This is a genomic window from Telluria sp. RT2P19 (genome assembly GCF_059685725.1).
Window position 1 is genome coordinate 1 of the sequence record NZ_JCASIL010000019.1, and the last position, 26,270, is coordinate 26,270.

At 65.3% G+C, this 26,270-nt stretch carries 24 protein-coding genes and 1 tRNA gene; 11 read left to right on the forward strand and 14 right to left on the reverse strand.

What is annotated here, in order from left to right:
* Positions 1–357 precede the first annotated feature (357 nt).
* The 4 genes from AC56KW_RS20415 to apaG all read right to left on the reverse strand — a co-directional run bounded on the left by AC56KW_RS20415 (position 358) and on the right by apaG (position 4,546).
* Positions 358–1,893 (reverse strand): phospholipase D family protein, encoded by a 1,536-nt coding sequence (locus AC56KW_RS20415; RefSeq protein ID WP_497172504.1) that lies wholly within the window; start codon positions 1,891–1,893, stop codon positions 358–360.
* A 3-nt stretch (positions 1,894–1,896) separates the two neighbouring features.
* Positions 1,897–2,673, reverse strand: a complete 777-nt coding sequence (locus tag AC56KW_RS20420) for an enoyl-CoA hydratase (RefSeq protein ID WP_497172505.1) — start codon at positions 2,671–2,673, stop codon at positions 1,897–1,899.
* 117 nt (positions 2,674–2,790) lie between these two features.
* Entirely contained in the window at positions 2,791–4,032 is a 1,242-nt protein-coding gene (gene mltA, locus AC56KW_RS20425) for a murein transglycosylase A (RefSeq protein ID WP_497172506.1), read from the reverse strand.
* Between the two features lie 139 nt (positions 4,033–4,171).
* Positions 4,172–4,546: a Co2+/Mg2+ efflux facilitator ApaG/CorD gene (gene apaG, locus AC56KW_RS20430; RefSeq protein WP_497172507.1), complete on the reverse strand. Its 375-nt coding sequence runs from the start codon at positions 4,544–4,546 to the stop codon at positions 4,172–4,174.
* Positions 4,547–4,745: 199 nt separating this feature from the next.
* Here apaG and rpe point away from each other — a divergent pair, with 199 nt between their 5' ends.
* The 7 genes from rpe (at position 4,746) to AC56KW_RS20465 (ending at position 11,080) form a co-directional block, all read left to right on the forward strand.
* On the forward strand, positions 4,746–5,417 hold the full coding sequence (rpe, locus tag AC56KW_RS20435; RefSeq protein WP_497172508.1) for a ribulose-phosphate 3-epimerase: 672 nt from the start codon (positions 4,746–4,748) through the stop codon (positions 5,415–5,417).
* Complete coding sequence (gph, locus tag AC56KW_RS20440) at positions 5,417–6,115, forward strand: phosphoglycolate phosphatase (protein ID WP_497172509.1); 699 nt, start codon at positions 5,417–5,419, stop codon at positions 6,113–6,115. The genes rpe and gph overlap by 1 nt, the downstream gene beginning before the upstream one ends.
* Before the next feature lie 213 nt (positions 6,116–6,328).
* Positions 6,329–7,825: an anthranilate synthase component I gene (gene trpE, locus AC56KW_RS20445; RefSeq protein ID WP_497172510.1), complete on the forward strand. Its 1,497-nt coding sequence runs from the start codon at positions 6,329–6,331 to the stop codon at positions 7,823–7,825.
* Position 7,826: 1 nt separating this feature from the next.
* The gene (locus AC56KW_RS20450; protein ID WP_497172511.1) at positions 7,827–8,390 is read left to right on the forward strand and encodes an anthranilate synthase component II; all 564 of its coding nucleotides are present in this window, start codon (positions 7,827–7,829) and stop codon (positions 8,388–8,390) included.
* A gap of 232 nt (positions 8,391–8,622) precedes the next feature.
* A complete protein-coding gene (trpD, locus tag AC56KW_RS20455) occupies positions 8,623–9,660 on the forward strand; it encodes an anthranilate phosphoribosyltransferase (RefSeq protein WP_497172512.1) in 1,038 nt (345 codons plus the stop codon).
* A gap of 20 nt (positions 9,661–9,680) precedes the next feature.
* The gene (gene trpC / locus AC56KW_RS20460; protein ID WP_497172513.1) at positions 9,681–10,481 is read left to right on the forward strand and encodes an indole-3-glycerol phosphate synthase TrpC; all 801 of its coding nucleotides are present in this window, start codon (positions 9,681–9,683) and stop codon (positions 10,479–10,481) included.
* Positions 10,482–10,573: 92 nt separating this feature from the next.
* Positions 10,574–11,080, forward strand: coding sequence for an energy transducer TonB (locus tag AC56KW_RS20465; protein WP_497172514.1), 507 nt, complete (start codon positions 10,574–10,576; stop codon positions 11,078–11,080).
* 6 nt (positions 11,081–11,086) lie between these two features.
* On the opposite strand, the gene AC56KW_RS20470 is transcribed toward AC56KW_RS20465, so the two are convergent.
* The 3 genes from AC56KW_RS20470 to AC56KW_RS20480 all read right to left on the reverse strand — a co-directional run bounded on the left by AC56KW_RS20470 (position 11,087) and on the right by AC56KW_RS20480 (position 15,843).
* A complete protein-coding gene (locus AC56KW_RS20470; protein ID WP_497172515.1) occupies positions 11,087–11,521 on the reverse strand; it encodes a MerC domain-containing protein in 435 nt (144 codons plus the stop codon).
* Positions 11,522–11,591: 70 nt separating this feature from the next.
* Positions 11,592–13,571, reverse strand: a complete 1,980-nt coding sequence (locus AC56KW_RS20475; RefSeq protein WP_497172516.1) for a TonB-dependent receptor — start codon at positions 13,569–13,571, stop codon at positions 11,592–11,594.
* A gap of 172 nt (positions 13,572–13,743) precedes the next feature.
* Entirely contained in the window at positions 13,744–15,843 is a 2,100-nt protein-coding gene (locus AC56KW_RS20480; RefSeq protein ID WP_497172517.1) for a TonB-dependent receptor domain-containing protein, read from the reverse strand.
* A 148-nt stretch (positions 15,844–15,991) separates the two neighbouring features.
* On the opposite strand from AC56KW_RS20480, the gene AC56KW_RS20485 reads away from it, so the two are divergent.
* Positions 15,992–16,372, forward strand: coding sequence for a Fur family transcriptional regulator (locus AC56KW_RS20485; RefSeq protein WP_497172518.1), 381 nt, complete (start codon positions 15,992–15,994; stop codon positions 16,370–16,372).
* An 82-nt stretch (positions 16,373–16,454) separates the two neighbouring features.
* Here AC56KW_RS20485 and AC56KW_RS20490 read toward each other — a convergent pair whose 3' ends face one another.
* From AC56KW_RS20490 to AC56KW_RS20515, 6 genes are all read right to left on the reverse strand, one after another.
* Positions 16,455–17,780, reverse strand: coding sequence for an amidohydrolase (locus AC56KW_RS20490; protein ID WP_497172519.1), 1,326 nt, complete (start codon positions 17,778–17,780; stop codon positions 16,455–16,457).
* 30 nt (positions 17,781–17,810) lie between these two features.
* Positions 17,811–19,631, reverse strand: a complete 1,821-nt coding sequence (locus tag AC56KW_RS20495) for a M61 family metallopeptidase (protein WP_497172520.1) — start codon at positions 19,629–19,631, stop codon at positions 17,811–17,813.
* A gap of 95 nt (positions 19,632–19,726) precedes the next feature.
* Positions 19,727–20,311 carry a nucleotidyltransferase family protein gene (locus AC56KW_RS20500; RefSeq protein WP_497172521.1) on the reverse strand — a complete coding sequence of 195 codons (585 nt, stop codon included), beginning with the start codon at positions 20,309–20,311 and terminating at the stop codon, positions 19,727–19,729.
* Positions 20,312–20,315: 4 nt separating this feature from the next.
* The gene (locus AC56KW_RS20505) at positions 20,316–20,777 is read right to left on the reverse strand and encodes a (2Fe-2S)-binding protein (RefSeq protein ID WP_497172522.1); all 462 of its coding nucleotides are present in this window, start codon (positions 20,775–20,777) and stop codon (positions 20,316–20,318) included.
* A 29-nt stretch (positions 20,778–20,806) separates the two neighbouring features.
* Positions 20,807–21,541, reverse strand: coding sequence for a DsbC family protein (locus tag AC56KW_RS20510; RefSeq protein WP_497172523.1), 735 nt, complete (start codon positions 21,539–21,541; stop codon positions 20,807–20,809).
* 10 nt (positions 21,542–21,551) lie between these two features.
* Entirely contained in the window at positions 21,552–22,781 is a 1,230-nt protein-coding gene (locus AC56KW_RS20515) for an FAD-dependent monooxygenase (RefSeq protein WP_497172524.1), read from the reverse strand.
* A gap of 151 nt (positions 22,782–22,932) precedes the next feature.
* On the opposite strand from AC56KW_RS20515, the gene AC56KW_RS20520 reads away from it, so the two are divergent.
* Positions 22,933–23,008: transfer RNA gene (locus AC56KW_RS20520), tRNA-Phe, on the forward strand.
* Between the two features lie 51 nt (positions 23,009–23,059).
* Positions 23,060–23,404 carry a zinc ribbon domain-containing protein YjdM gene (locus AC56KW_RS20525; RefSeq protein ID WP_497172525.1) on the forward strand — a complete coding sequence of 115 codons (345 nt, stop codon included), beginning with the start codon at positions 23,060–23,062 and terminating at the stop codon, positions 23,402–23,404.
* A 117-nt stretch (positions 23,405–23,521) separates the two neighbouring features.
* On the opposite strand, the gene AC56KW_RS20530 is transcribed toward AC56KW_RS20525, so the two are convergent.
* Positions 23,522–24,397: a class I SAM-dependent methyltransferase gene (locus AC56KW_RS20530; RefSeq protein WP_497172526.1), complete on the reverse strand. Its 876-nt coding sequence runs from the start codon at positions 24,395–24,397 to the stop codon at positions 23,522–23,524.
* A gap of 165 nt (positions 24,398–24,562) precedes the next feature.
* On the opposite strand from AC56KW_RS20530, the gene AC56KW_RS20535 reads away from it, so the two are divergent.
* Positions 24,563–26,269: a tetratricopeptide repeat protein gene (locus AC56KW_RS20535; RefSeq protein WP_497172527.1), complete on the forward strand. Its 1,707-nt coding sequence runs from the start codon at positions 24,563–24,565 to the stop codon at positions 26,267–26,269.
* Position 26,270 lies beyond the last annotated feature (1 nt).

Genomic DNA, 26,270 nt, shown 5'->3' on the forward strand with positions numbered 1-26,270 from the left:
AACGTATTTCTTTTTCGTGAACATTTGATAATTTAAGTAATCAAGAACCGAAGTTCTTGGCACCTTCATCAAACGCCCACACTTATCGACTGTTAATTTTTAAAGAACTTTATTCGGCACTGCGTCATCTGCAGCTTGCTTCGAATCGTTGTGTTCGTCAGCAGCAGAGGAAAGAGAGTATGGAGCATTTTTCGTTTCTCGTCAACCCCCTCGTTCGCTTCGTCTCAGATTTCTCTGCCGATCTTGCCATCGTAACCACTTGATTACGTTAACATTTTCGGTCGCTGCCGAAGCGGAGGCGAACTATAGCAAACCAACCAGCAGGTCCGCAAGAGGGCGAAAAAGAAAGTGTGGCGCCTACAACAGCCAGTCGATCGGCAGCCAGGACAGCGCCTTTACCGCGGCCCGCTTGAACCAGCTGGTGCCGGGTTCCGTCTCATGACGAATGACCTGGTCGCCTCGCCGCTCGTGCCAGACCACATTCCCCCGCTCATCCAACCGCACCTCATAGGCCCGTGTCGGCAAGGTCCTGTCCAGCGTCTCGGTCAGGCGCGTGGCCAGGGCCGGGCTATCGATCACCATTCCCATCTCGGTATTGAGGTGAATGGAGCGTTGGTCGAAGTTGAACGATCCGACGAACACCCGGTTTCCATCCACGCCGAAGGTCTTGGCATGCAGGCTGGCATCCGAACTACCGATCCCGCTGCCGCTGGCGCGCTTTTCGCGCGACGGCTCGTCGGTCGCTTCCTGGCGCAATTCATACAAGGTGACGCCGGACGCGAGCAGCGGCTTGCGCCACTTGGCGTAGCCGGCGTGCACCGCCGCGACGTCGGTCGCTTCCAGCGAATTGGTCAGTATCCTCGTCCGCGTGCCCTTGCCGGCCAGATCCACGAAAGCAGCCGTTCCCTCCTTGCCGGGAACGAAATACGGCGAGACGAGATCGAGGCTGCGCCGTGGCACGCCCAGGATATCCTTCAGCTTGAAGGCGATATTGGCTTCGGGCGCCGCCTTTCCCCTGACCTTGGCCGGATCGTCGCTCACGAACCTGGCGCGCGCCCATTCCAGCGGCAAGCTCCCTCCGACTAATTGTTCGAGAAATGCCGAGCGCTTGATCACCTCGATATAAGCCTGCGCCTCGGGATCGGGTTTCAAGGCCGGCGCCGCGACCGCATCCGGCACCAGCAGCGCCAGCGGATAGGCCGATGGGCTGTTCCAGTACAAGTCGAAATCGTCGGACACGGCGCGCACTACCGGACCGGCCGCGATGACATCGAGGTCGGCAAACGAGACTTCGCCCGCCGCCCCGAAATATTCGTCACCTACATTGCGTCCGCCGATGATCGTGACCTGGTTGTCCGCCGTGAACGACTTATTGTGCATGCGCCGGTTCAGGCGCATGAAATCGGCGGCCATGCCGACCGCCCGCACCGAGCGGAAGCCATTGGGATTAAACAGCCGCACCTCGATCATCGGATGGGCATCCAGCGCCGCCAGCGCCCCGTCGAGCCCGGCAGTATTGTTATCGTCGAGCAGCAGGCGGACGCGCACGCCCCGCCCGGCTGCGTTCCTGAGCGCATCGAACATCAACCGACCAGTCGTGTCATCGCGCCAGATATAGTATTGGACGTCCAGGCTGCGATCGGCAGCCTGGGCCAGCACGGCGCGCGCGGCAAAGGCGTCGCGCCCGTCCGCGAGGGCGTGGATGCCCGCGAGGCCGGGGTGGGCCATCACCAAAGGCAGGAGCGCCTTGCCAAGCCGGGTATCGTCGGTCTCGGCAAAGGCGGTGCTCGCCACCCTGCCCTCCAGCGGCGGCAGCGACGAGCAACTCGTCAGCGCCAGGGACAGCGCAAGCAGCGCCCCCGGCAACACCAGCCATACCCGGCGCGCGCCCATCGATTACAGTCCTTCGAAGTCCGGCTTGCGCTTTTCGAGGAAGGCCGACATGCCTTCTTTCTGGGCAGGCGTGCCGAAACCGGCGTGGAAATAGCGGCGCTCGTAAGCCACGCCCTGGCTCAGGGTCGTCTCATAGGCCTGGTTGACGCAGTCCTTGATCTGCATCGCCACCGACACCGGCATCTCGGCGACGCCCTGGGCGATCTTGATCGCTTCATCCATCACCTCGGCCGCCGGATACACGCGCGACACCAGGCCGGTGCGCTCGGCCTCGGCGGCGTCGATCATGCGCGTGGTGAGCAGCATGTCCATCGCCTTCGACTTGGAGATCGCACGCGGCAGGCGCTGGGTACCGCCGGCGCCAGGGGTGACGCCGACCTTGATCTCGGGCTGGCCGAATTTGGCACTGTCGGCGGCGATCAGGAAGTCGCACATCATCGCCAGCTCGCAGCCGCCACCCAGGCAATAGCCCGACACCACGCCAATCACGGGTTTGCGGATGTCGAGGATGTGCTCCCAGTTGCGACCAATATAGTTATTGCCGTAGGTTTCCTGGTAATCGTAGCTGGCCATGGCGGCGATGTCGGCGCCGGCGGCGAAGGCCTTCTCGCTTCCCGTCAATACGATCACATTGATCGCTGGGTCCTTGTCGAACTTGCGCAGGGCGTCGCCCAGCTCGTTCATCATATTGTCGTTCAGCGCATTCATCGCCTTCGGCCGGTTCAGGCGGACCACGGCAACCTTGCCATGGTTCTCGATCAACAGGTCAGCATATTCCATATCACACCCTTATTTGGTTAATCACGACTCTGCGATTCTAGCGCTTTACGCATGCGTCAAGTCGATGGGTTGTTGAGTCAGGAAAGATACGCGGCAGATCGTCCGCCGGACGCAAGCCTAGCGGGCCACGCCTGGGGCCCCGGTCCTGGGCAGCAGCACCCACAGCGCGCCCTGCTGCTTCATGAGTCCCGCATTCTCGGTCGCCTCAGGCCCGAAGCCGAAAAAGAAATCGGCCCGCACCGCGCCCCGGATGGCGCCGCCGACGTCCTGTCCCATCACCAGCCGCCGTAGCGGCGCGCCATCTTTGGGCATGGTGGTCGACAGCCATACCGGCGCACCCAGCGGCAGGATGCTGCGATCGATCGCGATCGAGCGCCCAGGGGTGAGCGGCACATTGAGCGCGCCGCGCGGGCCGGCGTTCGGATCGGTGACTTTCTGCTCGGTGAAGAAGATATAGCTGGCGTTCACGTTCAGCACCTCCTGGCGGCGCGCCGGATTGGCCGCCAGCCAGGCGCGGATCGACTGGGCGGACACCTGATCGGGCGTCATGATGCCCTGCTCCACGAACCAGCGCCCGATCGCCTTGTAGGGATGGCCGTTCTGGTCGGCATAACCGACGCGCACCGTCTCGCCGCTATCGAGCTGCACCCGGCCCGAACCCTGCACCTCCAGGAAGAAAGCTTCCACCGGATCGTTCACCCACAGCAGCTCCTTGCCCTTCAGAGGCGCGCGGTCGATCTCGGCGCGGCTCTGGTACGGCACCAGGGTCTTGCCGGACAGGCGGCCGCGCAGGCGCCGGTTCTTCAGGTCCGGATAGATAGCGCCCAGGTCGACCGTGATCAAATCATCCGGCACCCGGTACAACGGCACCTGGTAAGCGCCGCCACGCTTGCGCGACCCGTACAGCATCGCTTCGTAGTAGCCCGTGACCATGCCGGTATCGCTGCCGTCCGGCTCGCGCACCTGGTTGGGCACGAAATACGTCTCGAAGAAGCGCCGCACCGCCGCGCCATCCTGGCCGTCGACCGAGCGCGCCGCCGCGCATGGCGTCTTCCATTCGGCGGCGCGCGAAGCCAGCACGCTGCATGACTGCTGGAAAGCCGGCCAAACCTGGCGCACATCGTCCTGCTGCCAGCCGGGCAGCGCCTCGAAGCCTACCGGGGTCAAGGGAGGAACCGGCGCGGGCGGCGGCGCCGGCTGCTCAGGAAGCGGCGCCGGCGGCACCACGACCGGCCCCACCGGCGGCGGCATGGTGATGGGCGGCAGCGTAGGCGCCGGCGGCGTCGAGCAGGCGGCCAACAAGGAGGCGAGGGAGACGAGGAAGAACAGGGCAGGTACACTGCGGCGTGTCGTATACATAAGAGATATGGAGACGAAAATGTGGATCCTGATGGTGGAAGCCGGCGTGGCGCTGTTCTTGCTCGTATTTATCGTCTGGTGGACGATGTTCGCCGGGCGCAAGGACGTCGACCGCAAGGACGACGACCCGAGCCCCTGATCAGTGCAGGGAACGCGGCGGCGACAGCACGAATTCGGGGATCGGCGACTCGAAGCGGTGCCCGTCTTCGGCCACGCAGAAGTATTCTCCGCGCATCGAGCCCTGGGCGGTGCCAAGCTGGGTGCCGCTGGTGTATTCGAACTGTTCGCCCGGCTGCAGCAGGGGCTGGTGGCCGACCACGCCCAGTCCGCGTACTTCTTGCATCTGGTTGTTGGCGTCAAGGATCACCCAATGGCGTGAGATGAGCTGGGCCGCGATGCTGCCGGTGTTCTTGATCGTGATGGTGTAGCTGAACACGAACTGGCTCCGGTCAGGGTCGGATTGCTCCGGCAGGTATTGCGTTCTGACAGTGACAGTAAAATCGTAGGCGGACATCGGGTTTCCTTGGATGATCGTGGACAAAGCCACTGCGCTATGCGCGGCGGCCGGCGCGCCGCGTGGCGCAAACAACAACAATGATACCGCCTACGGCCCAATCCCGGCGCCGCAAGGGGTTGCAAAGGCCCGCAACACTGCAAGCCGGACCATGACCGGCGTAGAATAGCGGCTTCATTCAATCCCGCTCCTTCGCCCCATGACCACCTACCGCATCGCTCCCAGCATCCTGTCCGCCGATTTCGCCCGCCTGGGCGAGGAAGTGCGCAATGTCGTCGCAGCCGGCGCCGACATCATCCACTTCGACGTGATGGACAACCACTACGTCCCGAACCTGACCATCGGTCCGCTGGTATGCCAGGCGATCCGCCCGCACGTGGACGTGCCGATCGACGTGCACCTGATGGTCAAGCCGGTGGACCGCATCATCCCCGATTTCGCCAAGGCCGGCGCCAACATCATCACCTTCCATCCCGAAGCCTCGGAACACATCGACCGCACCCTGCAGCTGATCCGCGACAACGGCTGCAAGGCCGGCCTGGTGTTCAACCCGGGCACGCCGATGCACTACCTGGAACACGTGATGGACAAGATCGACATGATCCTGATCATGTCGGTCAACCCGGGCTTTGGCGGCCAGTCCTTCATCCCTGAAGCACTCAAGAAAATCGCGATCGCGCGCCGCATGATCGACGCATCGGGCCGCGACATCATGCTGGAAGTCGATGGCGGCATCAAGGCCGAGAACATTGCCGCCGCCGCAGCGGCCGGCGCCGACACCTTCGTCGCCGGCTCGGCCATCTTCGGCAAGCCGGACTACAAGGCCGTGATCGACGCGATGCGCGCCGAACTCTCGACGGTGAGCAAGTAATGCGGGCCGGCGCTGCAAGCATCCGGGCCGCCATCATCGACCTGGACGGCACCATGCTCGACACGGTGCCCGATTTCGAGGCGGCCCTGAACGGCATGCGCGCCGACCTCGGCCTGGGCCCGATCACCCAGGCCACCATCAAGCCGCTGGTTGGCAAGGGTTCCGAGAAACTGGTGCGCGATGTGCTGCTGCTGGACTGGGACGCCGCCCGTGTCGAGGCGGCCTATGACGACGCGATCGCCGGCTACCAACGCCACTACCTCGCCATCAATGGCGAGCGCAGCACCTTGTTCGACGGCGTGCTCGAAGGCCTGCAAGCGATGCGCAACCTCGGCCTGCGCCTCGTGTGCGTGACCAACAAGCCGGTGGCTTTCACGCTTCCCCTGCTGGCCCAGAAAGGCCTGGCGCCGTATTTCGAGCAGGTGTTCGGCGGCGACTCGTTCGCCAGAAAGAAGCCCGACCCGATGCCGATGCTCGGCGCCTGCGCCGCGCTCGACCTGCCGCCGAGCCGCGTGGTGGCCATTGGCGACTCGTCCAACGATGCCGAAAGCGCCCGTGGCGCGGGTTGCTTCGTGCTGACCGTCCCATATGGTTATAACCACGGACGCCCTGTACAAGAAATTCAATCCGATGGTATAGTTGATTCGCTACTGGATGCGGCGCGTCTCATCGGCGCCCATAATTCCTCGGCAAACTAAATCACACACCAAGTCATCTATACATGTTTTTCACCAAAAAACACACTGTCAACCAAACCGGCGCCCTTGAGGCCTGGCTTTGGCGACGCTGGCAATCCTGGGCTAACTAAGCCGTATCGATTGCTGCCGGGTGCGTTCGTGTCTGCACACTTCACCCGGCAGGTTTTTTGAAGCACACCACCGCCCTCCCCTATTCGGCGGCACGGAGAAAACATGACCGAACTCGAATTCAAGTCGCTGGCCAACCAGGGCTACAACCGCATCCCACTGATCGCGGAAGCTTTCGCCGACCTCGAAACCCCGCTCACGCTCTACCTCAAGCTGGCCCAGTCGCAGCACACCGGCAAGAACACCTTCCTGCTCGAGTCGGTGGTAGGCGGCGAGCGCTTCGGCCGCTATTCCTTCATCGGTCTGCCGGCCCACACGCTGCTGCGCACCACCGGCAACGTCACCGAGATCGTGCGCCACGGCGAAGTGATCGAGTCGCACGAGGGTAATCCGCTCGACTTCATCGAGCAATTCCAGGCGCGTTTCAGGGTCGCCCTGCGTCCAGGCCTGCCGCGCTTCTGCGGTGGCCTGGCCGGCTACTTCGGCTACGACACGGTGCGCCATATCGAGCGCAAGCTGGCCAACACCGCCCCGCGCGACGAACTCGGCCTTCCGGACATCCAGCTGATGGTGACCGAAGAACTGGCGGTGATCGACAACCTGTCGGGCAAGCTGTACCTGATCGTCTACGCCGACCCGGGCCAGCCAGAGGCGTATTCGCGCGGCCGCCAGCGCCTGAAAGACCTGCGCATGATGTTGCGCCGGAGCGTCGATGCGCCGGTCACCTCGAGCTCGGTGCGTACCGAAGCTGTACGCGACTTCAGCAAAGAGGACTACCTCAAGGCGGTGGCCAAGGCCCACGAATACGTGATGGCCGGCGACCTGATGCAGGTACAGATCGGGCAGCGCATCCGCAAGCCGTATGTCGATTCGCCGTTGTCGCTGTACCGCTCGCTGCGTTCGCTGAACCCGTCGCCGTATATGTACTACTACAACTTCGGCGACATGCAGATCGTCGGCGCCTCGCCCGAGATCCTGGTGCGCAACGAAACCTTGCCCGAAGGCGGCCGCAAGGTCACCCTGCGCCCGATCGCCGGCACCCGCGGGCGCGGCGCCACGCCCGAGCACGATGCCGCGCTGGCCGAGGAGCTGCTGAACGATCCGAAAGAAGTCGCCGAGCACGTGATGCTCATCGACCTGGCGCGCAACGACATCGGCCGCATCGCCGACACCGGCTCGGTGAAAGTCACCGACCGCATGGTCATCGAAAAATACTCGCACGTGCAGCACATCGTCTCCAACGTCGAGGGCAAGCTGAAAGACGGCATGTCGAACCTCGACGTACTGCGCGCCACCTTCCCGGCCGGCACCCTGACCGGGGCGCCGAAGGTGCGGGCGATGGAAGTGATCGACGAGCTCGAGCCCGTGAAGCGCGGCATCTACGGCGGCGCCTGCGGCTACCTGAGCTTCGGCGGCGAGATGGACGTGGCGATCGCGATCCGTACCGGCGTGATCAAGGACGGCAACCTGTACGTGCAGGCCGCGGCCGGCATCGTGGCCGACTCGATCCCCGAAATGGAATGGCAAGAGACCGAAAAGAAGGCGCGCGCCGTGCTGCGCGCCGCCGAGCAAGTGCAAGATGGCCTGGATGGGGAGTTCTGACATGCTGCTAATGATCGACAACTACGACTCGTTCACCTACAACATCGTGCAGTACTTCGGCGAATTGGGCGAGGATGTGCGCACCGTGCGCAACGACGAGATCACGCTCGAACAGATCGCGGCAATGAAGCCGAGCCGCATCTGCATCTCGCCGGGGCCGAAGGCGCCGAAGGATGCCGGCATCTCGCTCGACATCCTGCGTGAATTCAAGGGCAAGCTGCCGATCCTCGGCGTGTGCCTCGGCCACCAGGCGATCGGCGAAGCATTCGGCGGCAATGTGATCCGCGCCAAGCAAGTCATGCACGGCAAGACCTCGAGCATCGCGCACATCGGCGAAGGCGTGTTCACCGACCTGCCCAGTCCCTTCACCGTGATCCGCTACCACTCGCTGGCCATTGAACGTGCTTCGCTGCCGTCCTGCCTCGAAGTGACGGCCTGGACCGACGACGGCGAGATCATGGGCGTACGCCACAAGGACTACGACATCGAGGGCGTGCAGTTCCACCCCGAATCAATCCTGTCCGAGCACGGCCACGCCCTGTTCAAGAACTTCCTGACGCGCTGAGCGCGGCCTTGGAGTCGCTGCAAGCGCGTTCGAAGAAGTAGCTGCAAACACGCCAACCACGTCACCGAATACACGCGTTCCCAGTACGTCGTTCCCGCGAAGGCGGGAATCCAAGTCGGTTCCGCCGTCAGCGACCTGTCCATCGTCCTGGCACGCAAGCAAACTTAGGTTCCTGCCTTCGCGGGAACGACGGCTCGAGCGCTAGCGAATACTGAAACCAACTGGAACCGCCATGCCGATCACCCCACAAGAAGCGCTGCTGCGCTGTATTGAACACCGCGAGATCTTCCACGACGAGATGCTGCACCTGTTCCGCCAGATCATGGCGGGCGAGATGTCGCCGACCATGGTCGCGGCCCTGACCATGGGCCTGCGCGTCAAGAAGGAAACCATCGGCGAAATCACCGCCGCCGCCCAGGTGATGCGCGAATTCTCGACCAAGGTGCCGATGGCCGACACCACCCACCTGCTCGACATCGTCGGCACCGGCGGCGACGGCGCCAACACCTTCAATATCTCGAGCGCCTCGATGTTCGTGGCCGCAGCCGCCGGCGCGCGCGTGGCCAAGCATGGCGGCCGCAGCGTCTCGTCCTCGTCCGGCAGCGCCGACGTGATCGAAGCCTTCGGCGCCCACATCGACCTGAAACCCGAGCAGATCGCGCAATCGATCGCCCAGACCGGCATCGGCTTCATGTTCGCGCCCAACCACCACGCAGCGATGAAGCACGTGGCGCCGGTGCGGCGCGAACTGGGCGTGCGCAGCATCTTCAATATCCTCGGCCCGCTCACCAATCCGGCCGGCGCGCCGAATATCCTGATGGGCGTGTTCCACCCCGACCTGGTCGGCATCCAGGTGCGCGTGCTGCAGCGCCTCGGCGCCGAACACGCGGTGGTGGTCTGGGGCCGCGACAATATGGACGAAGTCTCGCTCGGCGCCGGCACCCTGGTCGGCGAACTGGTCAAAGGTGAGATCCGCGAATACGAAATCCACCCGGAGGACTTCGGCCTGTCGATGATCTCGAGCCGCAATCTCAAGGTAAGCAATGCGCAAGAGTCGAAGGCGCGCGTGCTCGAAGCCCTGCGCGGCGAGCCGGGTCCGGCCCACGACATCGTGGCCCTGAATGCCGGCACCGCGCTGTACGCGGCCGGCGTGACCGATTCGATCGAAGCCGGCCTGCACAAAGCCCGCGAAGCCATCGCTTCAGGCGCGGCCATCGCCAAGCTGGAGCAGTTCGTCCAGGTCACGCGCCTGCTCGGCGCCGTCAATTAATTCCACCTGCGAGAGCACCGATGTCCGACATCCTGAACAAGATCCTGGCCGTGAAGGCCGACGAAGTGGCCGCGGCGCGCAAGCATCGTGACCTGTATAGCCTGCGCAGCGAGGTCGAAAGCGATCGCGAAGCGCGCGCCACCCTGCGTGGTTTCGAAGCGGGCCTGCGCGCGAAGATCGCCGCGGGCCAGGCCGGCGTGATTGCCGAAGTCAAGAAGGCTTCGCCGTCGAAAGGCGTGCTGCGCCCCGACTTCCAGCCAGCCGCGATCGCGCAGAGCTACGCCGAGCATGGCGCGGCCTGCCTGTCGGTGCTGACCGACGTCCAGTTCTTCCAGGGCACGAGGGACTACCTGCAGCAGGCGCGCGCCGCCTGTGCGCTGCCGGTGCTGCGCAAGGATTTCATGGTCGACCCTTACCAGGTCTATGAAGCGCGCGCGATGGGCGCCGATGCGATCCTGCTGATCGTCGCCGCGCTCGATCATGGCCTGATGGCCGAACTCGAAGCCTGCGCGATGGACCTCGGCATGGACGTGCTGGTCGAAGTGCACGATGGCGAAGAACTCGATGCGGCCCTCAAGCTCAAGACCCCGCTGCTGGGCATCAACAACCGTAACCTGCGCACCTTCGACGTCACCCTCGACACCACGCTCGGCCTGCTGCCACGCATTCCGGAGAACCGCCTGGTGGTGACCGAATCGGGCATCCTAGGTACGGGCGACGTGCAGCGCATGCGGGACGCCGACGTCCATGCCTTCCTGGTCGGCGAAGCCTTCATGCGTGCAGAAAATCCCGGCAAGGAGCTGCAGCGCCTGTTCGCGTGATGTAGGGAAGTCATGTAGCGAACTTCGGATGCAAGGGTGGGTCGAACGGTTACGCCAATCCCGGCGCGACCTGCGACTGCCCTGCATCCACCATGAAGACTCTCCATCGCAGTATCGTTTGTCTCTTCCTCGCATCGATCGTGCTTGCGGCCCTGTCCGCATGCAGCACGTCGACATCGCCACCGGCCCCGCCGTCCGTGGCCCAAGCGGCGGTTGTTCCGCTGACACCGATCCCCGCCCCTGCGCCGACCCGCACGCTGGCTTCCTACAAGGCCGATGTCGCGCGCCACGTCATGCTGCGCAATCCAGAGCGGGTGTTCGAGGGGGAATTGCCGCCCATGCTGCCGGCGGTGGTGGTGCTGAATATCACGGTCGACCGTGCCGGCCAGTTGCTCGATGTCCAGGTACAGCGTTCGCGCGATCAGGGTGCATCCGAAGTCGCGCTGGCCTCGCTGCGCCGCAGCGGTCCGCTACCTCCGCCTGATGGCCTGGGGCCGCGGCATGCCGACCTGATGACGTTTTCCGAGACCTTCCTGTTCGCAGAGCGCTACCGCTTCCAGATCAGGACGCTGGCGAGGCCGCAGCGCGCAGGCCTGTAGCGTCGGTCAACGGTTATGGCAGGACGCCGTGGCGCCCAGGGCGTCGTCACTTCCGGCGCGCGTGGCGCAGCGCTTGCAGTGGCGGCGGTTGCGCAGGTGCGCATACAGCAGCATGAAACCACTGATGACGGCAAATACCGCTTCGGCCACTTCGCCGAACAGCGGGCTGATGATGAAGACGGCGGCGAGGAAGATCGCCAGGCCAGTGCAGCCGACCAGCAAGGTGGTCTTGTCGCGGTGCTTCAGGTAGCCGGGCACCAGCGCCAGCAAGACCGGCAGAGTGATTGCCGCGATCAGCGTGTCGTGGAAAGTGTCGTGCACATGCGCCAGACCCAGCATTGGAAACGCCAGGATCATGAGCGGCATCGCCATGCAGTGCAGCAGGCACAGGATCGACGCCGTCATGCCGGCGACATCGCCGTATTTGATCAGGGATTTCATGGGCCCTGCTCCTTTCTTAAAGCCGGCGCGGCAAATAACGCATCCGCCGGCACCGGTGGATTGGGTCCGGTCAGAACAATACCCGCAGGCCGGCTGTCAGGTTACGACCGGTCAGTGGCGCATAGTCCTTGATGAACGAAGTATGGCTGTACGCCAGCCGGTCGGTAACATTGTTCAGGCGCACGTACAACTGCGCCGGCAAGCTGCCGATACGGGTCGAATAATGCGTGCTGAGGTTGAGCGTCGTGTAGCCGGGCGTTTCGGTTTCGAAATCGGCGATCTGGTCCTGCTTGCCCACGCGGACCAGTTCGGCCAAGCCATTCCAGGCGCCCCAGTCGCCTTCGAGCTTGGCGCCGATGCGGTGCGCCGGCGTGCGCGGAATATCACGACTGCCCGGGCCTTCATCGAAGCGCGCGCGCACATAGTCGCCGAACACAGTCGCCTTCCACACCGACGACAGGTTGTGCGCGACCTCGCCTTCCAGCCCGGTAAAGGTGGCATCACGCTGGGCGTAGTTGATCAGTTGCAGGCCCTCGAACTCGCCGCGCGTCTGCGAATAGATATAGTCGCCGATGCGGTTGTGGAAGGCGCTGAGTGAATAGGTGGTGCGGCCGGCGAACTTGCGCAGGGTCAGGTCGAGATTGTTCGACGTTTCCTTGACCAGGTTCGGGTTGCCGATTTCGTAGGTGTTGGTTGCCAGGTGCGGGCCGTCCGCGAACAGTTCCTCGGCGGTCGGCAGGCGGTGCGTGTGCGACAGCGACGTGCCTAGCGAGTACTCCGGCGCGAACTTCCACACCGCACCGACCGACAGCGAGGTGCCGCGCGTATGGCTGTCCGGCTTGTCCACTTCGACGTCGACATCCTGCCACTCGTGGCGCACGGCGGCCTCGAAGCGCACATTGCCCAGCCTGTATTCCTCGGTCAGGAAGGCAGCGTGCTTCGTCGTCAGGGTCGGGGGCACATAGGCCTCGGCGCCGATGGCCGAAAAATCGCGGCGCGTGGTCTGCAGGCCGAACACGCCGTGCCAGCCCTTGAACGGCGCGTGCACGAATTCCAGGCGCCCGTCGTGACCCTTGTTCTTGAAGGTGGTGGCGACCGCGCTGCCCTCGACCTCGTCGTGGATGTAGTCGGTGAACGAGGCGCGCAGGCGCACGCGCTCGACGCCGGCCACCGGATTGCGGTATTCGCCGCGTACGTCCCAGCGTTCGCTGTCCAGGTCCACCACCGGCACTTCGATCGCGCCCGCTTCGTTCTCGAAGCCGTGGCCCGGCAAGCCGTACTTGCCGCGTTCCTTGGTGAAGGCGGCGCCCAGGTAGCCATTCTTGCCGACCCAGGACAGGCCGACGGTACCGGTCTCGGTTTCCTTGTAGCTGCCCGGGACGCGGCGGCCGCCTTCCCAGTCCTTGCCGACGCGGTAGTCGTCGGCATCGCGCTTGACGCCTTCCACGTGCAGGGCAACGTTGCCGCCCGCGGCCGTGGTGAATTCGAACGCGCCGGTCTTTTCGCGCGCCGCCGAATTGGCGCGCACTTCCGCGCTGCCTTCCAGGCCGCCTTCGGGCATCGCGGTCGGTACCTTGCGGTCGATGATGTTTACCACGCCGCCCACGGCGCCGCCGCCATACGCCAGTGCCGACGGGCCGCGCAGCACTTCGATGCGCTCGGCCAGGACCGGCTCGAAGGCGACGGCGTGGTCGGGGCTGATGGTGGACGCATCCTGGATCTCGGAACCGTCGGACAGGATCTTCACACGCGGACCGTCCATGCCGCGGATGATCGGACGGCTGGCGCCCGCGCCGAAGTGGCTCGAGGTAATGCCCGGCATGCTCGACAAGGTTTCACCCAGGGTCGACTGGCGGGTGCGCACGAGCTCATTGCCTCCGATCGAGGTCACGGGCGTGACCATGTCGTCGCTTGCCACACCGAGGCCACTGGCGGAGACGACGACGGTCGCGGAAACGGCGGTCGATTGGGCATGCGCAACCAGGGGCGCGCCAAGCGCCAGCAGGCATGCCAATGCGAGCGGCGTGCGCTTGCCAGTGAAGTCAGTCATGGGGAATCCTCGCGCGTGGTTCGCCGCGGAGCAGCGATGCCATGATTAGTCAAATCTAATGATAACTCATTATCGTTAAGGATTCAACGCAATCCAGCAATGGCGCGCGGCAATACAAAACCGGCGCAGGACGAACTCGCCCTGCGCCGGCGATACTGCTCGACGTCGGTTATTAGAAGATAACGCGAATCCCTGCCGTCAAATTACGCCCCGTCAGCGGTGCCGCGTTCTTGATGAACGAAGTGTGGCTGTAGGCCAGCTCGTCGGTCAGGTTGTTCAGGCGCGCATAGAACTGGGTCGGCACGCCGCCAATCCGCGTCGAATAATGGGCGCCGATATTGAGCATATTGTAGCCAGCGGTCTCGGTCTCGTATTCGGCCAGCTTGTCCTGCTTGCCGACCCGGTAGACCTCGACCATGCCATGCCAATGGTTCCAGTCGCCGTCGAACTTGACGCCGATGCGCGATGCCGGGATGCGCGGCAGGTTGCGGCTGCCCTCGCCTTCGTCGAAACGGGCACGGACGTAATCGCCGAACACGGTCGCGCTGATCGCCGGAGTCAGCTTCTGGCGGATCTCGCCTTCCAGGCCGGTGAAGGTGGCGTCGCGCTGGGCGTATTCCACCAGCTGGAAGCCTTCGTGGTTGTCCAGCGTGCGGGCATAGATGTAGTTGTCGACGCGGTTGTGGAAGGCACTGAGCGAGAACGTGGTGTCGCCTTCGAACTTGCGCAGGGTCAGGTCGACGTTGTTCGAGGTTTCCTTTTCCAGGTCCTGGTTGCCGACTTCATAGGTGGCGGTGGCCAGGTGAATGCCGTCGGCGTACAGTTCTTCGGCCGTCGGCAGGCGGTGGCTGCGCGACAGCGAAGCGCGCAGCGAGTATTGCGGCGCCAGCTTCCAGACGGCGCCGACCGACGCCGAGGTGCCGCGTGCGTCGGTGTCGCGCAGGCCTGGTGCGTCGACCTCGATGTCCTGCCATTCATGGCGCAGGCCGGCCTCGAAACGCCAGTTATCGAGCCTGTATTCCTCGGTCAGGAAGGCGGCGTGCTTCCTGGTGAGGGTCGGCGGCACATAGGCCTCTTCGCCGATCGCCGAGAAGTCACGGCGCGTGGTCTGCAGGCCGAACACGCCGCGCCAGCCGGCCAGCGGCGCATGCACCGCTTCCAGGCGGGCGTCATGGCCCTTGTTGCGGAACGAGGTCGAGACGACGCCCTCTTCCAGTTCGTCGTGGACGTATTCGGTGATGGATGCGCGCATGCGCACGCGCTCGATGCCGGCCACCGGGTTGCGGTATTCGCCGCGGATGTCCCAGCGCTCGCTGTCGAGCTTCACGATCGGCACGCCATGTTCGTGTTCATGCTCGTGATCGTGCTCTTCTTCGCCATGATCATGACTCTCTTCTTCATGGCCATGGCCGCCGCAATGCAGGTGGTCGCCATGCGGGTGGCAGCCTTCGAACTCATGGTTGTGGCCCGGGATGCCGTATTCGGTGCGCTCCTTGGTGAAGGCGGCGCCCAGGTAGCCGTTCTTGCCGATCCACGACAGGCCAACGGTGCCGGTCTCGGTTTCCTTGTAGCTGCCGTCCACGCGGCGGCCTTCGCTCCAGTCCTTGCCGACGCGATAGTCATCGGCGTCGCGCTTGACGCCTTCCAGGTGCAGGGCCAGGTTGCTGCCGGCCGCCGTGGTGAATTCGAAAGCGCCGGTTTTTTCGCGGGCGGCCGAATTGGCGCGCACTTCGGCACTGCCTTCCAGGCCGTTCTCGGGCATCACGGTCGGGATCTTGCGGTCAAGGATGTTCACCACGCCACCCACCGCGCCGCCGCCATAGGCCAGGGCCGACGGGCCGCGCAGCACTTCGATGCGCTCGGCCAGCACAGGCTCGAACGCGACAGCGTGGTCGGGGCTGATGGTCGAGGCATCCTGGATCTCGGCGCCATCGGACAGAATCTTTACGCGCGGACCGTCCATGCCGCGGATCACCGGGCGGCTGGCGCCGGCGCCGAAGTGGCTCGACGTGATGCCGGGCTGGTGGGCCAGGGTTTCGCCCAGGGTCGATTCGCGCGCACGCACCAGCTCACTGCCGCCGAGCGAGGTCACCGGCGTGACCATGTCATCGTCCAGCACGCCCAGGGCGCTCGCGGACACGACCACGGTCGGCACGCTGTCAGGGTCCGATGCCGACCGGCTTGTCGTCTGGGCATGGACGGCCAGGGGCGCGCCGAAGGCCAGCATCAGCGCCAGGGTCAGCGGAGTACGCTTGCAGGAAAAGTCGGACATGTGGTTCCTCGATTGGATTGAGCGGCAAACTAGACAAAAGGCCGATAACGATAATTCGTTATCATTAGCATCGAAATGATAAGCCATTATCATTAAGCATTCAACTGCTTTTTGGCCCCCGCTCGCGCTTTGAGGTATCCTTCGCCCTATGCAACGTAATACACGTCAAAAATCCGCCATCCTGCATGCGATCGAGCATGCGCAGCGTCCGCTGTCGCCACAAGAGATCCTGGATGAAGCCAGCCGCCAGGTCAGCCAGCTGGGCATGGCGACCGTCTACCGCAACCTGAAGTCACTGGTGGACGACGGCGCGCTCAAGGTCGTCACCCTGCCGGGCGAAGGCGCGCGCTATGAATCGACCAGCGCCGCCGAACATCATCACCACCATTTTCAGTGCACCGTCTGCCAGCGCGTATTCGACGTGCACGCCTGCCCGGGCGACATCGAGCACATGGCGCCGAAGGGCTTCAGCGTCGAAAGCCACGAGCTGACCCTGTACGGCCGCTGCGCCGACTGCCTCGAGTCCTGAACGACAGCACAAGACAAGAACGGCCGGCGCGCAAGCGACCGGCCGTTTTCATATGGCTTGCCTGTTTATATGGCTTGCCTGTTTATTTACCGAGCACGTTGAGCACGGCCAGCGTCATCGCCTGGGCGCCGGTCTTGATCGACGGTTCCGGCACCGGCGCATAGAACGGCGAGTGGTTGAAGGCGATCGGCTTGCCGCCCTCGCGCTCCGCTTCCGCCACCACCTTGGCGTCATACACGCCGGTGAAGAAGAACATCGACGGCACGCCCTCGTTCGCATATAGCGAGAAGTCCTCGCTGGCGGTCATGGCGGGCATGCGCTGGGCCTTGTCGGCGCCGAAGGCCTCCTTGAACACCACCTCGGTCTTGTTCACCAGTTCGGTGCTGTTGACGATGGCCTGGCCGCCGCCGCCGATCAGCATGTCGGGCTTGGGCGCTCCGGCCATCGCCGCCGCACCTTCTGCCACGCGGCGCACGCCTTCGAGCAGCTTGGCGCGCACGGTCGGGCTGTACGAACGGATGGTGCCGCGCACCTGCACGCTGTCCGGGATGATGTTGCCGACCGTGCCGCCCTGGATCGAGCCGACCGTCACCACGCCGAATTCCTTCGGATCCTTCTCCCGGCTGACGACGGTCTGGACGTCGACAATGAAGCGCGCCGCGATCGCCACCGGGTCGATGGTTTTATCCGGCGCCGAGCCGTGGCCGCCGCGGCCCTTGAAAGTGATCTCGAGCCAGTCCGAGTTGGACGACACCGGACCGTCGTTGAAGCCCACCGTGCCATGGGCCAGCGGCCAGGAATGCAGGGCGAAGGCGTAATCGGGCTTCGGGAAGCGCTTGAACAGGCCGTCGTCCAGCATCGCCTTGGCGCCGGAGACGATTTCCTCGGCCGGCTGGCCGATGAAGACCAGGGTGCCCTTCCACTGCGATTTCAGTTCCACCAGCGTACGCGCGGCGCCGAGCCAGCTGGCCATGTGGACGTCGTGGCCGCAGCTGTGGGTGACGAACGTCTCGCGCCCGTCGCTGAGCGCCTTGGCACGACTGGCATACGGCAGGCCGGTCTTTTCTTCCATCGGCAGGCCGTCCATGTCGGTGCGCACCAGGACCGTCGGACCGGCGCCGTTCTTGAGCACCGCGACGATGCCGGTCTTGCCGACCTTCTCGGTGACGGTGAAGCCGAGCTTGCGCATCTCGGCCGCCAGTTTGGCGGCGGTGCGCACTTCCTGGAACGCGATCTCCGGATGGGCGTGCAGGTCCTTATAAATGGTGTCGAGCCACGGGTACATGGCGTCGACCTTGGCGACGACATCGTTCTTGAGCGGAGCCGCTTGCTGGGCAAGGGCAGGGACGGCGGCCAGCGCCAGGGAGGTGAATACTGCGGCCGCCGCGGCAAGTCGGGTAAGGGTCATGGGTTCTTTATCGTTGTGGAATTCTTGGGATTACACCGCGCTCGGCCGCTTGATCGCCGCCGGCTTGCGGCCGGCCACCGCCTGCGTCAGGGCAATGCCCGGCACGCGGTCGCCCTGCAGCGTGACGTCGAAGGCCATCAGCTCGTCGCGGCGGAAGGCATGCACCGTGACGCGGTCGCCGACGCGGTAGCGCGCCAGCAGGGCATCGACATTCGGCGGGTTGCCGTTCACGCGCAGGCCGTCGATCGCGATCACGATGTCCAGCGCCGACAGGCCGGCCTGGTGGGCGGCGCCGCCCTCGTGCACCTGGGTCAGCTTGGCGCCGAGCGGATCGCGGCCGATGCCGGCGTCCAGCGAGGCCTTGCCGCCCTTGCGCTCGTCGACCAGCTTCACGCCCAGCGGCGCATACAGCTTGGCCAGCGGGAGGTCGGCGGTACCGCGCACGTAGCGCTCGAACATGGTCTTGAGTTTGAGGCCGCTGACTTCGTCGAACAGCGCTTCGACCTCTTGCTCGGTCACGCCGCGGCCCGCGCCGTGGTAGAAGTCGCGTCCATAGCGCTCCCACAGCGCCAGCATGATGTCGTCGAGCGACCGCGCGCCACTGGTCTTGGCGCGGATGGTCAGGTCGAAGGCCAGCGCGATCAGCGAACCCTTGGTGTAGTAGCTGATGATCGCGTTCGGCGAGTTCTCGTCCTGGCGGTAATACTTGCTCCAGGCGTCGAAGCTCGAATCGGCCACGCTTTGCTTGAGGCGCCCGCTGCCGCGCAGCACGCCGCCGATGGTCTTGGCCTGCAGCTTGAGATAGGTGGCTTCGCCGATAATCCCGGCGCGCACCAGCATCAGGTCGTCGTAGTAGCTGGTGAAGCCTTCGAACAGCCACAGAAGCGGCGTGTAGTTCTCGGCCTGCAGGTCGTAGGGGGCGAATGCGGCCGGCTTGATGCGCTTGACGTTCCAGGTATGGAAATACTCGTGGCTGCACAGGCCCAGGAAGCGCAGATAGCCCTCGCCCGGCTCGGCCGCCTTTGGCGTGGCAAGGCTCGGCAGGTCGGCGCGCGCGCAGATCAGGGCGGTCGAGGCGCGGTGTTCGAGGCCGCCGTAGCCGTCGCCCACGGCCATGGTCATGAACACGTAGCGATCGAGCGGCGCGCGCCTGGTTTTCGGCTCGAAGAACGCGATCTGGGTTTCGCAGATCGCCTTCAGGTCGGCCTGCAGGCGCGCCATGTCGAGGTTGGGCACGCGGCCCGTGATCACGATATCGTGCGGTATGCCGTGGGCGTTGAAGGTGGCCAGCTCGAAGTCGCCCATCTCGACCGGATGGTCGATCAATTCGTCGTAGTTGGCGCAAGCGTAGACGCCGAAGCCGTAGCGCTTGGCGCCTGCTTCCGGCATCGCGGTGGCCACGCGCCAGGTCTTGGCGGACGGGTCAAGCGGACGCTGGATGTCGACCTGGTGAGCAAGCGACTCTTGCCCCACCACGCGCAGGAACACGCTGGTGCCGTTGAAGAAGCCGTGGGTCTGGTCGAGGTGGGCGGCGCGCACCGACAGGTCCCAGGCGTAGATTTCATAGTGCAGGGTCAGCGGGCCGCCGCTCGGCGCGGCGCGCCAGGAGTGCTTATCGAGCTTGGTCAGCGCGACCGCATCGCCGCCACTGTCGGCGCGGATGCGCACGATATTGCGCGCGAACTCGCGGATCATGTAGCTGCCCGGGATCCACGCCGGCAGCGCGAACACCTGGCCTTCGGGGTCGGGATCGGCGACCGTGACGGTAACATTGAACAGGTGACCGCCCAGGTCCTTGGGGACGATGGTGTAGTGGATGGCGATGTGCTTTTTCTGGGATGGCTTTTTCATGATCTTCTTGAATGGTCTCTCGGGACGCGCCGAATGAACATAGTGTAATCCATCGGGCGAAGCAAAACCGCGCCATGCATGGGAGGCAGGTGGCCTCAGGCCGGCAGGTCGGACGGGGAATCGATGTCGCGCAGGACGCCGGGGTCGATTACGTCGATCGTGGTGACCGGACTTGCGGCCAGCAGTCGCCGCGCGCCCTGGTCGCCGTCCAGCGTCAGCAGGTCGTCGCGGTGCGCTGCAGCGAAGGCGACCGGATTGCCGCGCCGGCCCGCGAACCGCGGCGCGGCGATGGCGGCGCCGTCCCCGATCGCACCAGTCAGCACCTGCAGGGTGGACCGATCGACGAAGGGCATGTCGCCCAACGCCACCAGCCAGCCCTGGCCGGGCGCCTGGCCGCGCAGGGAGTAGCGAATCGCGTGGGCCAGCGAGAGACCCATGCCGCTGTCGGCGTCGGCACAAACGGTCACCTCGCAGCCGAGTTGGCGCAGCACCTCCCCCACTCCATTATCATCCGGCGGCACCACCGCCACCACGCGCGCGAACACGGCCAGCAGCTTGCTCGCGCTGGCGGCGACCACCAGCTCGCCGCCGGGCAGGCGCTGCAACAGCTTGTTGTGGATGCCGGCCGGGTCGAAGCGGCGGCCACGCCCCGCGGCCAGGAGAATGCCGGTCAAGATCATCGATTCACGCCTCCAGGGCCGCGCCGGCATCCTTGATGGCCGCGCGGATCCGCTGGTAGGTACCGCAGCGGCACAGGTTGCCGCTCATGGCGTTGTCGATGTCGGCGTCGCCCGGACGTGGGTTGGTGCGCAGCAGGGCGACTGCGCTCATCACCTGGCCGCTCTGGCAATAGCCGCACTGCGGCACGTCGTGGCGGACCCAGGCATCCTGGACGGCCTTGCCGACCCGGTCGGCCGCCATCGCCTCGATGGTGGTGATCTGTTGGCCCACGACCGCCGAGATCGGGGTGATGCAGGAGCGGATCGGCATGCCGTCCAGGTGCACGGTGCAGGCGCCGCACAGGGCGGCGCCGCAGCCGAACTTGGTACCGGTCAGGTTCAGGTTGTCGCGCAGCGCCCACAGCACCGGCGTGGCGGGATCGGCATCGACCTGCAGGTTTCTTCCGTTGATGGCCAATGTGAGCATGCAGGTCCCCGATCGAACGTGGCAATGGTTTACTTCGCCGGCTTGCCTTCGAGCGAATCGAACTTGGCCTCGAGCGACTTCAGGTCGATCGCGCCCGGGATGCGGGTGCCGTCGCTGAAGAAGATCGCCGGTGTGCCGGTAATGCGCAGCTTCTGGCCCAGGGCCAGCACCTTGTCGTTCGGCGACTCGCAGGCGGCGGGCGCCGCCGGCGGCACTTTACCGCTGATCATCCAGTCGTCCCAGGCCTTGTTGCGGTTCGGCGCGCACCAGATGTTCTTCGACTTCGTGAACGAATCCTCGGACAGGATGTTGTACAGGAAGGTATAGATGGTGACGTTGTCGATGTCCTTGAGCGTCGTCTGGCGCAGGCGCTTGCAGTAGCCGCAGTTCGGGTCCTCGAACACCGCGATCACGCGCTTGCCGTTGCCCTTGACCTGCTTGAGCGCCATTTCGAGCGGCAAGTCGCTGAACTTGATCTTGTTGATGTCGTCGAGGCGCTCGCGCGTCAGGTTGCGCGAACTCTTGACGTCATACACCTGGCCGATCACCAGGAACTCGCCCTTCTTGTCGGTATAGAGGATGTCGCCCGCGACCCGCACTTCATACAGGCCGCCGTACGGGGTCTGGCTGACCGACTCGATCTTGGCGCCGCCCAGGTGCGGTTCGAGCGCCTTCTTGATGGTTGCTTCGACCGTGTTCTGCGCGTCGACGCACGACGCGAGCAGCGCTGTCGCCAGCAAGACGGCGAGCTTCATTTTGACCATGCTTGATTCCTCAGATTGATGACTTGCCCATCGCATGCGCCATCAGGCGCCGCTTCAGAGCAGGCATTTTATCAAGCAAGTTGAGTCCAATATTGCGCATCACGCGTACAGGCTCCAGATTCGCCCCGAACAGGCGCTCCAGGCCATCGGTCGCCAGCTGCATCATGACCACGTCTTCCTTGCGCTTGCGGGCATAGCGCGCCAGCACGCGCTCGTCGCCGATGGCGCGCCTTTCCTCGCGTTCGCGCACCGTGGCCAGCAGGTCGACCACGTCGCCGAAGCCCAGGTTCATGCCATGGCCGGCCAGCGGATGCACGGCATGGGCGGCGTCGCCCACCAGCGCCACGCGCGGCGCCACGATCGCATGCGGCCTGACCAGCGCCAGCGGCACCGCCGCCACCGCCTCGGGCTGCAGCGGACGCAGGGCGCCCAGCTTGTCGTCGGCGTACTCGCCGAGCCGGATCGCCAGCTCGCCGAGCGACTCGTCCATCAGGGTGTCGGCCAGGGTCTCGGGCGCCGACCATACCAGTGACACGCGCTTGCCCGGCAGCGGCAGCAGGGCGATGATGCCGTCCGAGCAGGTGAACCACTGGTGGGCCACGCCATGGTGGGGCTTGTCGCAGGCGAAGTTGGTGACGATGGCGCGCTGGTGGTACATCCGGTAGTCGACACCGATGTCGCACTGCCCGCGCACCCAGGATTCGCGGCCGTCGGCCCCGACCAGCAGCGCGCATTCGATGCGGCGGCCGTCTTCCAGGCGTACCGCGGCGCCCTCGTCGCTGCAGGTGAGCTCGCAGGCCCGGCCTTCGACCCGCTGCACATTGTGGGCGAACTTGAGCGCGGCATCGAGCGCCTGGTTCAGGTTATGGTCTTCGACGATCCAGGCCAGCGTGCCGACCCGGGCACCGAAGGCGTCGAAACCGAGGTTGCCGCCGTTCTCGCCATCGCCATTCACCTCCATCGCATCGACCGCCGCGACGCGCGCCAGGTCGAGGGCGCCCCAGACCTTGAGCGAGGCCAGCAGGTCGTGGGCCGTGTGGTTGAGCGCGTAGACCCGCACGTCCCATGGCCGTTCCGCGGCCGCAGTCATCGGCGCCTCTGCCGCCGGACGCGCGGGCGGCGCCAGCAGGGTCACGCTATGCCCGGCCTGGGCAAAGCCGAGAGCGGTGGTCTTGGCGATGGCGCCATTGCCGACGATGCAAACATCGGTCCGGGTGGTGGAGGTCGTGGGCGTGGTCATGCTGCACATTATAGCGATATGCCAATCCGGTACGCCGCCCCGGTCGGCGGGTCCTGGCGGCCGCGCCGGGGTGAAATGCGGGTGTGCGCAGACAAAACGCCAACGGGTACTTGCGCATCCGAAAATCGCTGGCTATAATCATGCCTCTCTTGGCCTGGTAGCTCAGTTGGTAGAGCAGAGGATTGAAAATCCTTGTGTCGGTGGTTCGATTCCGCCCCGGGCCACCAAGATTCAGAAAACGCCACCTCCGGGTGGCGTTTTTGCATTCCAAGGCCCTCATGCACACTCTTCCATCCTGCCCCCAATGCCAATCGGCCTACACCTATGAAGACGGTTCCGGCCAGTATGTGTGTCCGGAATGCGCCCATGAGTGGCCGGTCCAGGCCGCCGCTGCCGCCAGCGACAGCGTACGCGTCTACAAAGATGCGTCGGGCAATATCCTCCAGGATGGCGACACCGTCACGGTGATCAAGGACCTGAAACCGAAGGGTTCGGGCGGCGTGATCAAGCAAGGCACGAAGGTCAAGAATATCCGCCTGGTCGATGCCGATCACGACATCGACTGCAAGATCGACGGCTTCGGCGCCATGAGCCTGAAGACGGAATTCGTGCGCAAGGTGTAACTGCGCTGGCGCGCAACCTGCGCGCAATCTGCGCCAGCTGCCGCATGCACGCCCTGCGACGACGAGCAACACCGTACCGGCCTGCCAGGCGCGACGCTGACCTGCCGGGACAGGCTCTTAGTGCAGCGCGCCAGCCGCCTCGCGGGTCAGCACGATCTCGAGGTATTCGGCCGGCGCCACCATTGAATCGGGGCCGGCCGTGTTGAAGCCGTCGATCAGGGCCAGCAGGTCTTGTTCGAGCGCGTCGGCCGCCGTCGGCGCAAGGGCGGCGAAGGCCCGGTTCAACGGTCCGTAGTAATCGCGGAACACGTGCACCCAGTGCGTGGGCGAGGCGTAGCGGAAATTGAACATCTTGCGCGTGATGCGCGCCTGCAGCGCATCGGTGCCGAACAGCTGGCGCACATGATCTTCATTTCCCCACAGTAGCGGCGACGCCAGCCCGGGCGGCGGCGGGATGTGCTTGCCGACCGCCTTGAACAGCTGGCCGATGAAGCCTTCGGGCGTCCAGTTCGCCATGGCGATGCGGCCGCCGGGCCGCACCACGCGCCGCATCTCGGCCGCGGCGCGCGCCTGGTCGGGCGCGAACATGACCCCGAAAGTGGACAGGGCGACGTCAAAACTGGCGTCCGGAAACGGCAGCGCCTCGGCATCGGCTTCGCGAAAGTCGATCGCCAGGCCTTCGGCGGCGGCGCGCGCCCGGCCTTTTTCGAGCAGCGCGGGGACGTAGTCGGTGGAGGTGACACGGGCGAAGCGGCGCGCCGCGGCCAGCGTGGCGTTGCCGTTGCCGGCGGCGATGTCGATGGCGCGCTCGCCGGCGCGCACATCGGCGGACTCGGCCAGCAGCTCGCCGACGATTTGCAGGGTGACGCCGACGACGGCAAAGTCGCCGCTGGCCCAGGTGGCCTGCTGGCGCTGCTTGATGGCGGCGAGATCGGGGCTGGGCGCGCTGGCGCCCGTCTGGGACGACGGCGTGGGTTGGACTGGCTGGGTCATGATCGACACTCCTCGAGCAGGCATGTTCTGGGTATGACTAGGCGTGCCGCTCCTGGTTCGGCGCCACACTTTGTGGTTTCTCAATCCCGATGCGGGAAATCGCCAGGCCGATTCGACTCCAATACTAAAGCAGGCCCGCACGCTGCGTCGCCTCCCGGAGGACCCATGAAACCGCGTCTTGTTCCGTGTGGCATCGCCGCCATCACCGCATTCGTCTTTCTCGCCGTCGCCGTTATCGGTGCGGTCGCGCTCGCCGCCATGCCGTCGCTCTGGTCGGGCCGCGGCACGGCCAATAGCGGTTTCGATCCACTGTTCGCCAGCCCTGCCGGCAGCACTTGCACACCGGCACGCGCGGGCATGCCTCCCCTGCTGGCCCATCTGGTGCTGGCCCAGACCGAAACCCGTCCGTTCACGCCGGGCCAGGTGGCGCCGGCCAGGCCGGGCGGCCGGCCTGCGGTCAATCCCGGCGTCAAGCCGGGCAAGGCCGCCCCGCCGCCCCTGTACGACGACCTGGGCAAGCTGCACGTGCCGATCACCACCTCCAGCAAGCGCGCCCAGACGTATTTCGACCAGGGCATCCGCCTCGCTTTTTCCTTCAACCATGCCGAGGCGGCGCGCGCCTTCCGCGCCGCGCAGGACGCCGACCCCGATTGCGCCATGTGTTACTGGGGCGAGGCGCTGGTGCTGGGCCCCAACATCAATGCGCCCATGTTCCCCGAGGCCGTCGCACCGGCGCTGGCCGCCGCGGCCGAGGCGAGCCGCCTGGCGCCGCGCACCCGGCCCGAAGAGCAGGCCGTGATCCGTGCCGTGGCGCGCCGCTACAGTGCCCATCCCGGCGTCGGGCGGCCCGCGCTCGACAAGGCCTACGCCGACGCCATGGCCGAGGCCGCGCGCGACTTCCCTACCCACGACACCATCCAGGTGCTGTTCGCCGAATCGCTGATGGACCTGGCGCCCTGGGACTACTGGGCGGCCGGCGGCGCCAGGGCCAAGCATCGCACTGCCGAGTTGGTCGCCGCGCTGGAGAGCGTATTGGCGCGCAACCCAAGCCATGCCGGCGCCGCCCACTACTATATTCACGCGATGGAAGCCTCGACCCGGCCCGAAAAAGCGCTGCCCGCGGCGCGCGTGCTGGCGCAGCAGATTCCGGGCGCCGGCCACATCGTGCACATGCCCTCGCACATCTACTACCGGCTGGGCATGTACCGCGAAGCGCTACGCTCGAATGTCCAGGCGGTCGCCATCGACGAGCGCTACTTCGCCGGCGCAGCCAGCGATCCCGTCTACCGCGGCGCCTATTACCCGCACAATATCCACTTCGTCATGGTATCGGCCCTCATGAGCGGCGACGGCCCCACGGCGCTCGACGTCGCGGGCAAGCTCGACAAGGTGATCACCCGACTTGCTCAAGGCCATCGGCGCGCTGCAGCCGGTCAAGGCGGCGCCCTACTTCGCCCACGTCCAGTTCAGCGACGCCGACACCCTGCTCGCCCTGCCCGATCCCGGCCCCGATTTCGTCCTCGTGCAGGCGATGTGGCATTACGCCCGCGCCGTCGGCCATGCGCGCAAGGGCGCTTTCGATGCGGCCGCGCGCGAAGTCGCGGCGCTCGCCAGGATCGAGAAGAACGGCGACTTCAAGGCGCTGAACGACTGGAATATCCCCGGCCGCGAGATCGTCCAGACCGCCCGTTCGGTGGCCCAGGCACGGATCGCCGATGCACGCGGCGACTTGCCGCGGGCGATCGGCGCCTACCGCAAGGCCATCGCCGTGCAGGATGGGCTGCCGTATATGGAACCACCTTACTGGCATTACCCGGTACGCCAGTCGCTCGGCGCAGCGCTCTTGCGCAGCGGACAGCCAGAGGCAGCTGAA

What these genes read in the sequence shown, in the direction of transcription:
- AC56KW_RS20530 (WP_497172526.1), bottom strand. Translation starts at nt 24,397, where the DNA reads ATGACCCAGCCAGTCCAACCCACGCCGTCGTCCCAGACGGGCGCCAGC.
- AC56KW_RS20525 (WP_497172525.1), top strand. Translation starts at nt 23,060, where the DNA reads ATGCACACTCTTCCATCCTGCCCCCAATGCCAATCGGCCTACACCTAT.
- rpe (WP_497172508.1), top strand. Translation starts at nt 4,746, where the DNA reads ATGACCACCTACCGCATCGCTCCCAGCATCCTGTCCGCCGATTTCGCC.
- trpD (WP_497172512.1), top strand. Translation starts at nt 8,623, where the DNA reads ATGCCGATCACCCCACAAGAAGCGCTGCTGCGCTGTATTGAACACCGC.
- trpC (WP_497172513.1), top strand. Translation starts at nt 9,681, where the DNA reads ATGTCCGACATCCTGAACAAGATCCTGGCCGTGAAGGCCGACGAAGTG.
- AC56KW_RS20475 (WP_497172516.1), bottom strand. Translation starts at nt 13,571, where the DNA reads ATGACTGACTTCACTGGCAAGCGCACGCCGCTCGCATTGGCATGCCTG.
- AC56KW_RS20420 (WP_497172505.1), bottom strand. Translation starts at nt 2,673, where the DNA reads ATGGAATATGCTGACCTGTTGATCGAGAACCATGGCAAGGTTGCCGTG.
- AC56KW_RS20510 (WP_497172523.1), bottom strand. Translation starts at nt 21,541, where the DNA reads ATGGTCAAAATGAAGCTCGCCGTCTTGCTGGCGACAGCGCTGCTCGCG.
- mltA (WP_497172506.1), bottom strand. Translation starts at nt 4,032, where the DNA reads ATGTATACGACACGCCGCAGTGTACCTGCCCTGTTCTTCCTCGTCTCC.
- apaG (WP_497172507.1), bottom strand. Translation starts at nt 4,546, where the DNA reads ATGTCCGCCTACGATTTTACTGTCACTGTCAGAACGCAATACCTGCCG.
- AC56KW_RS20500 (WP_497172521.1), bottom strand. Translation starts at nt 20,311, where the DNA reads ATGATCTTGACCGGCATTCTCCTGGCCGCGGGGCGTGGCCGCCGCTTC.
- gph (WP_497172509.1), top strand. Translation starts at nt 5,417, where the DNA reads ATGCGGGCCGGCGCTGCAAGCATCCGGGCCGCCATCATCGACCTGGAC.
- AC56KW_RS20505 (WP_497172522.1), bottom strand. Translation starts at nt 20,777, where the DNA reads ATGCTCACATTGGCCATCAACGGAAGAAACCTGCAGGTCGATGCCGAT.
- trpE (WP_497172510.1), top strand. Translation starts at nt 6,329, where the DNA reads ATGACCGAACTCGAATTCAAGTCGCTGGCCAACCAGGGCTACAACCGC.
- AC56KW_RS20450 (WP_497172511.1), top strand. Translation starts at nt 7,827, where the DNA reads ATGCTGCTAATGATCGACAACTACGACTCGTTCACCTACAACATCGTG.
- AC56KW_RS20415 (WP_497172504.1), bottom strand. Translation starts at nt 1,893, where the DNA reads ATGGGCGCGCGCCGGGTATGGCTGGTGTTGCCGGGGGCGCTGCTTGCG.
- AC56KW_RS20485 (WP_497172518.1), top strand. Translation starts at nt 15,992, where the DNA reads ATGCAACGTAATACACGTCAAAAATCCGCCATCCTGCATGCGATCGAG.
- AC56KW_RS20465 (WP_497172514.1), top strand. Translation starts at nt 10,574, where the DNA reads ATGAAGACTCTCCATCGCAGTATCGTTTGTCTCTTCCTCGCATCGATC.
- AC56KW_RS20480 (WP_497172517.1), bottom strand. Translation starts at nt 15,843, where the DNA reads ATGTCCGACTTTTCCTGCAAGCGTACTCCGCTGACCCTGGCGCTGATG.
- AC56KW_RS20470 (WP_497172515.1), bottom strand. Translation starts at nt 11,521, where the DNA reads ATGAAATCCCTGATCAAATACGGCGATGTCGCCGGCATGACGGCGTCG.
- AC56KW_RS20490 (WP_497172519.1), bottom strand. Translation starts at nt 17,780, where the DNA reads ATGACCCTTACCCGACTTGCCGCGGCGGCCGCAGTATTCACCTCCCTG.
- AC56KW_RS20535 (WP_497172527.1), top strand. Translation starts at nt 24,563, where the DNA reads ATGAAACCGCGTCTTGTTCCGTGTGGCATCGCCGCCATCACCGCATTC.
- AC56KW_RS20515 (WP_497172524.1), bottom strand. Translation starts at nt 22,781, where the DNA reads ATGACCACGCCCACGACCTCCACCACCCGGACCGATGTTTGCATCGTC.
- AC56KW_RS20495 (WP_497172520.1), bottom strand. Translation starts at nt 19,631, where the DNA reads ATGAAAAAGCCATCCCAGAAAAAGCACATCGCCATCCACTACACCATC.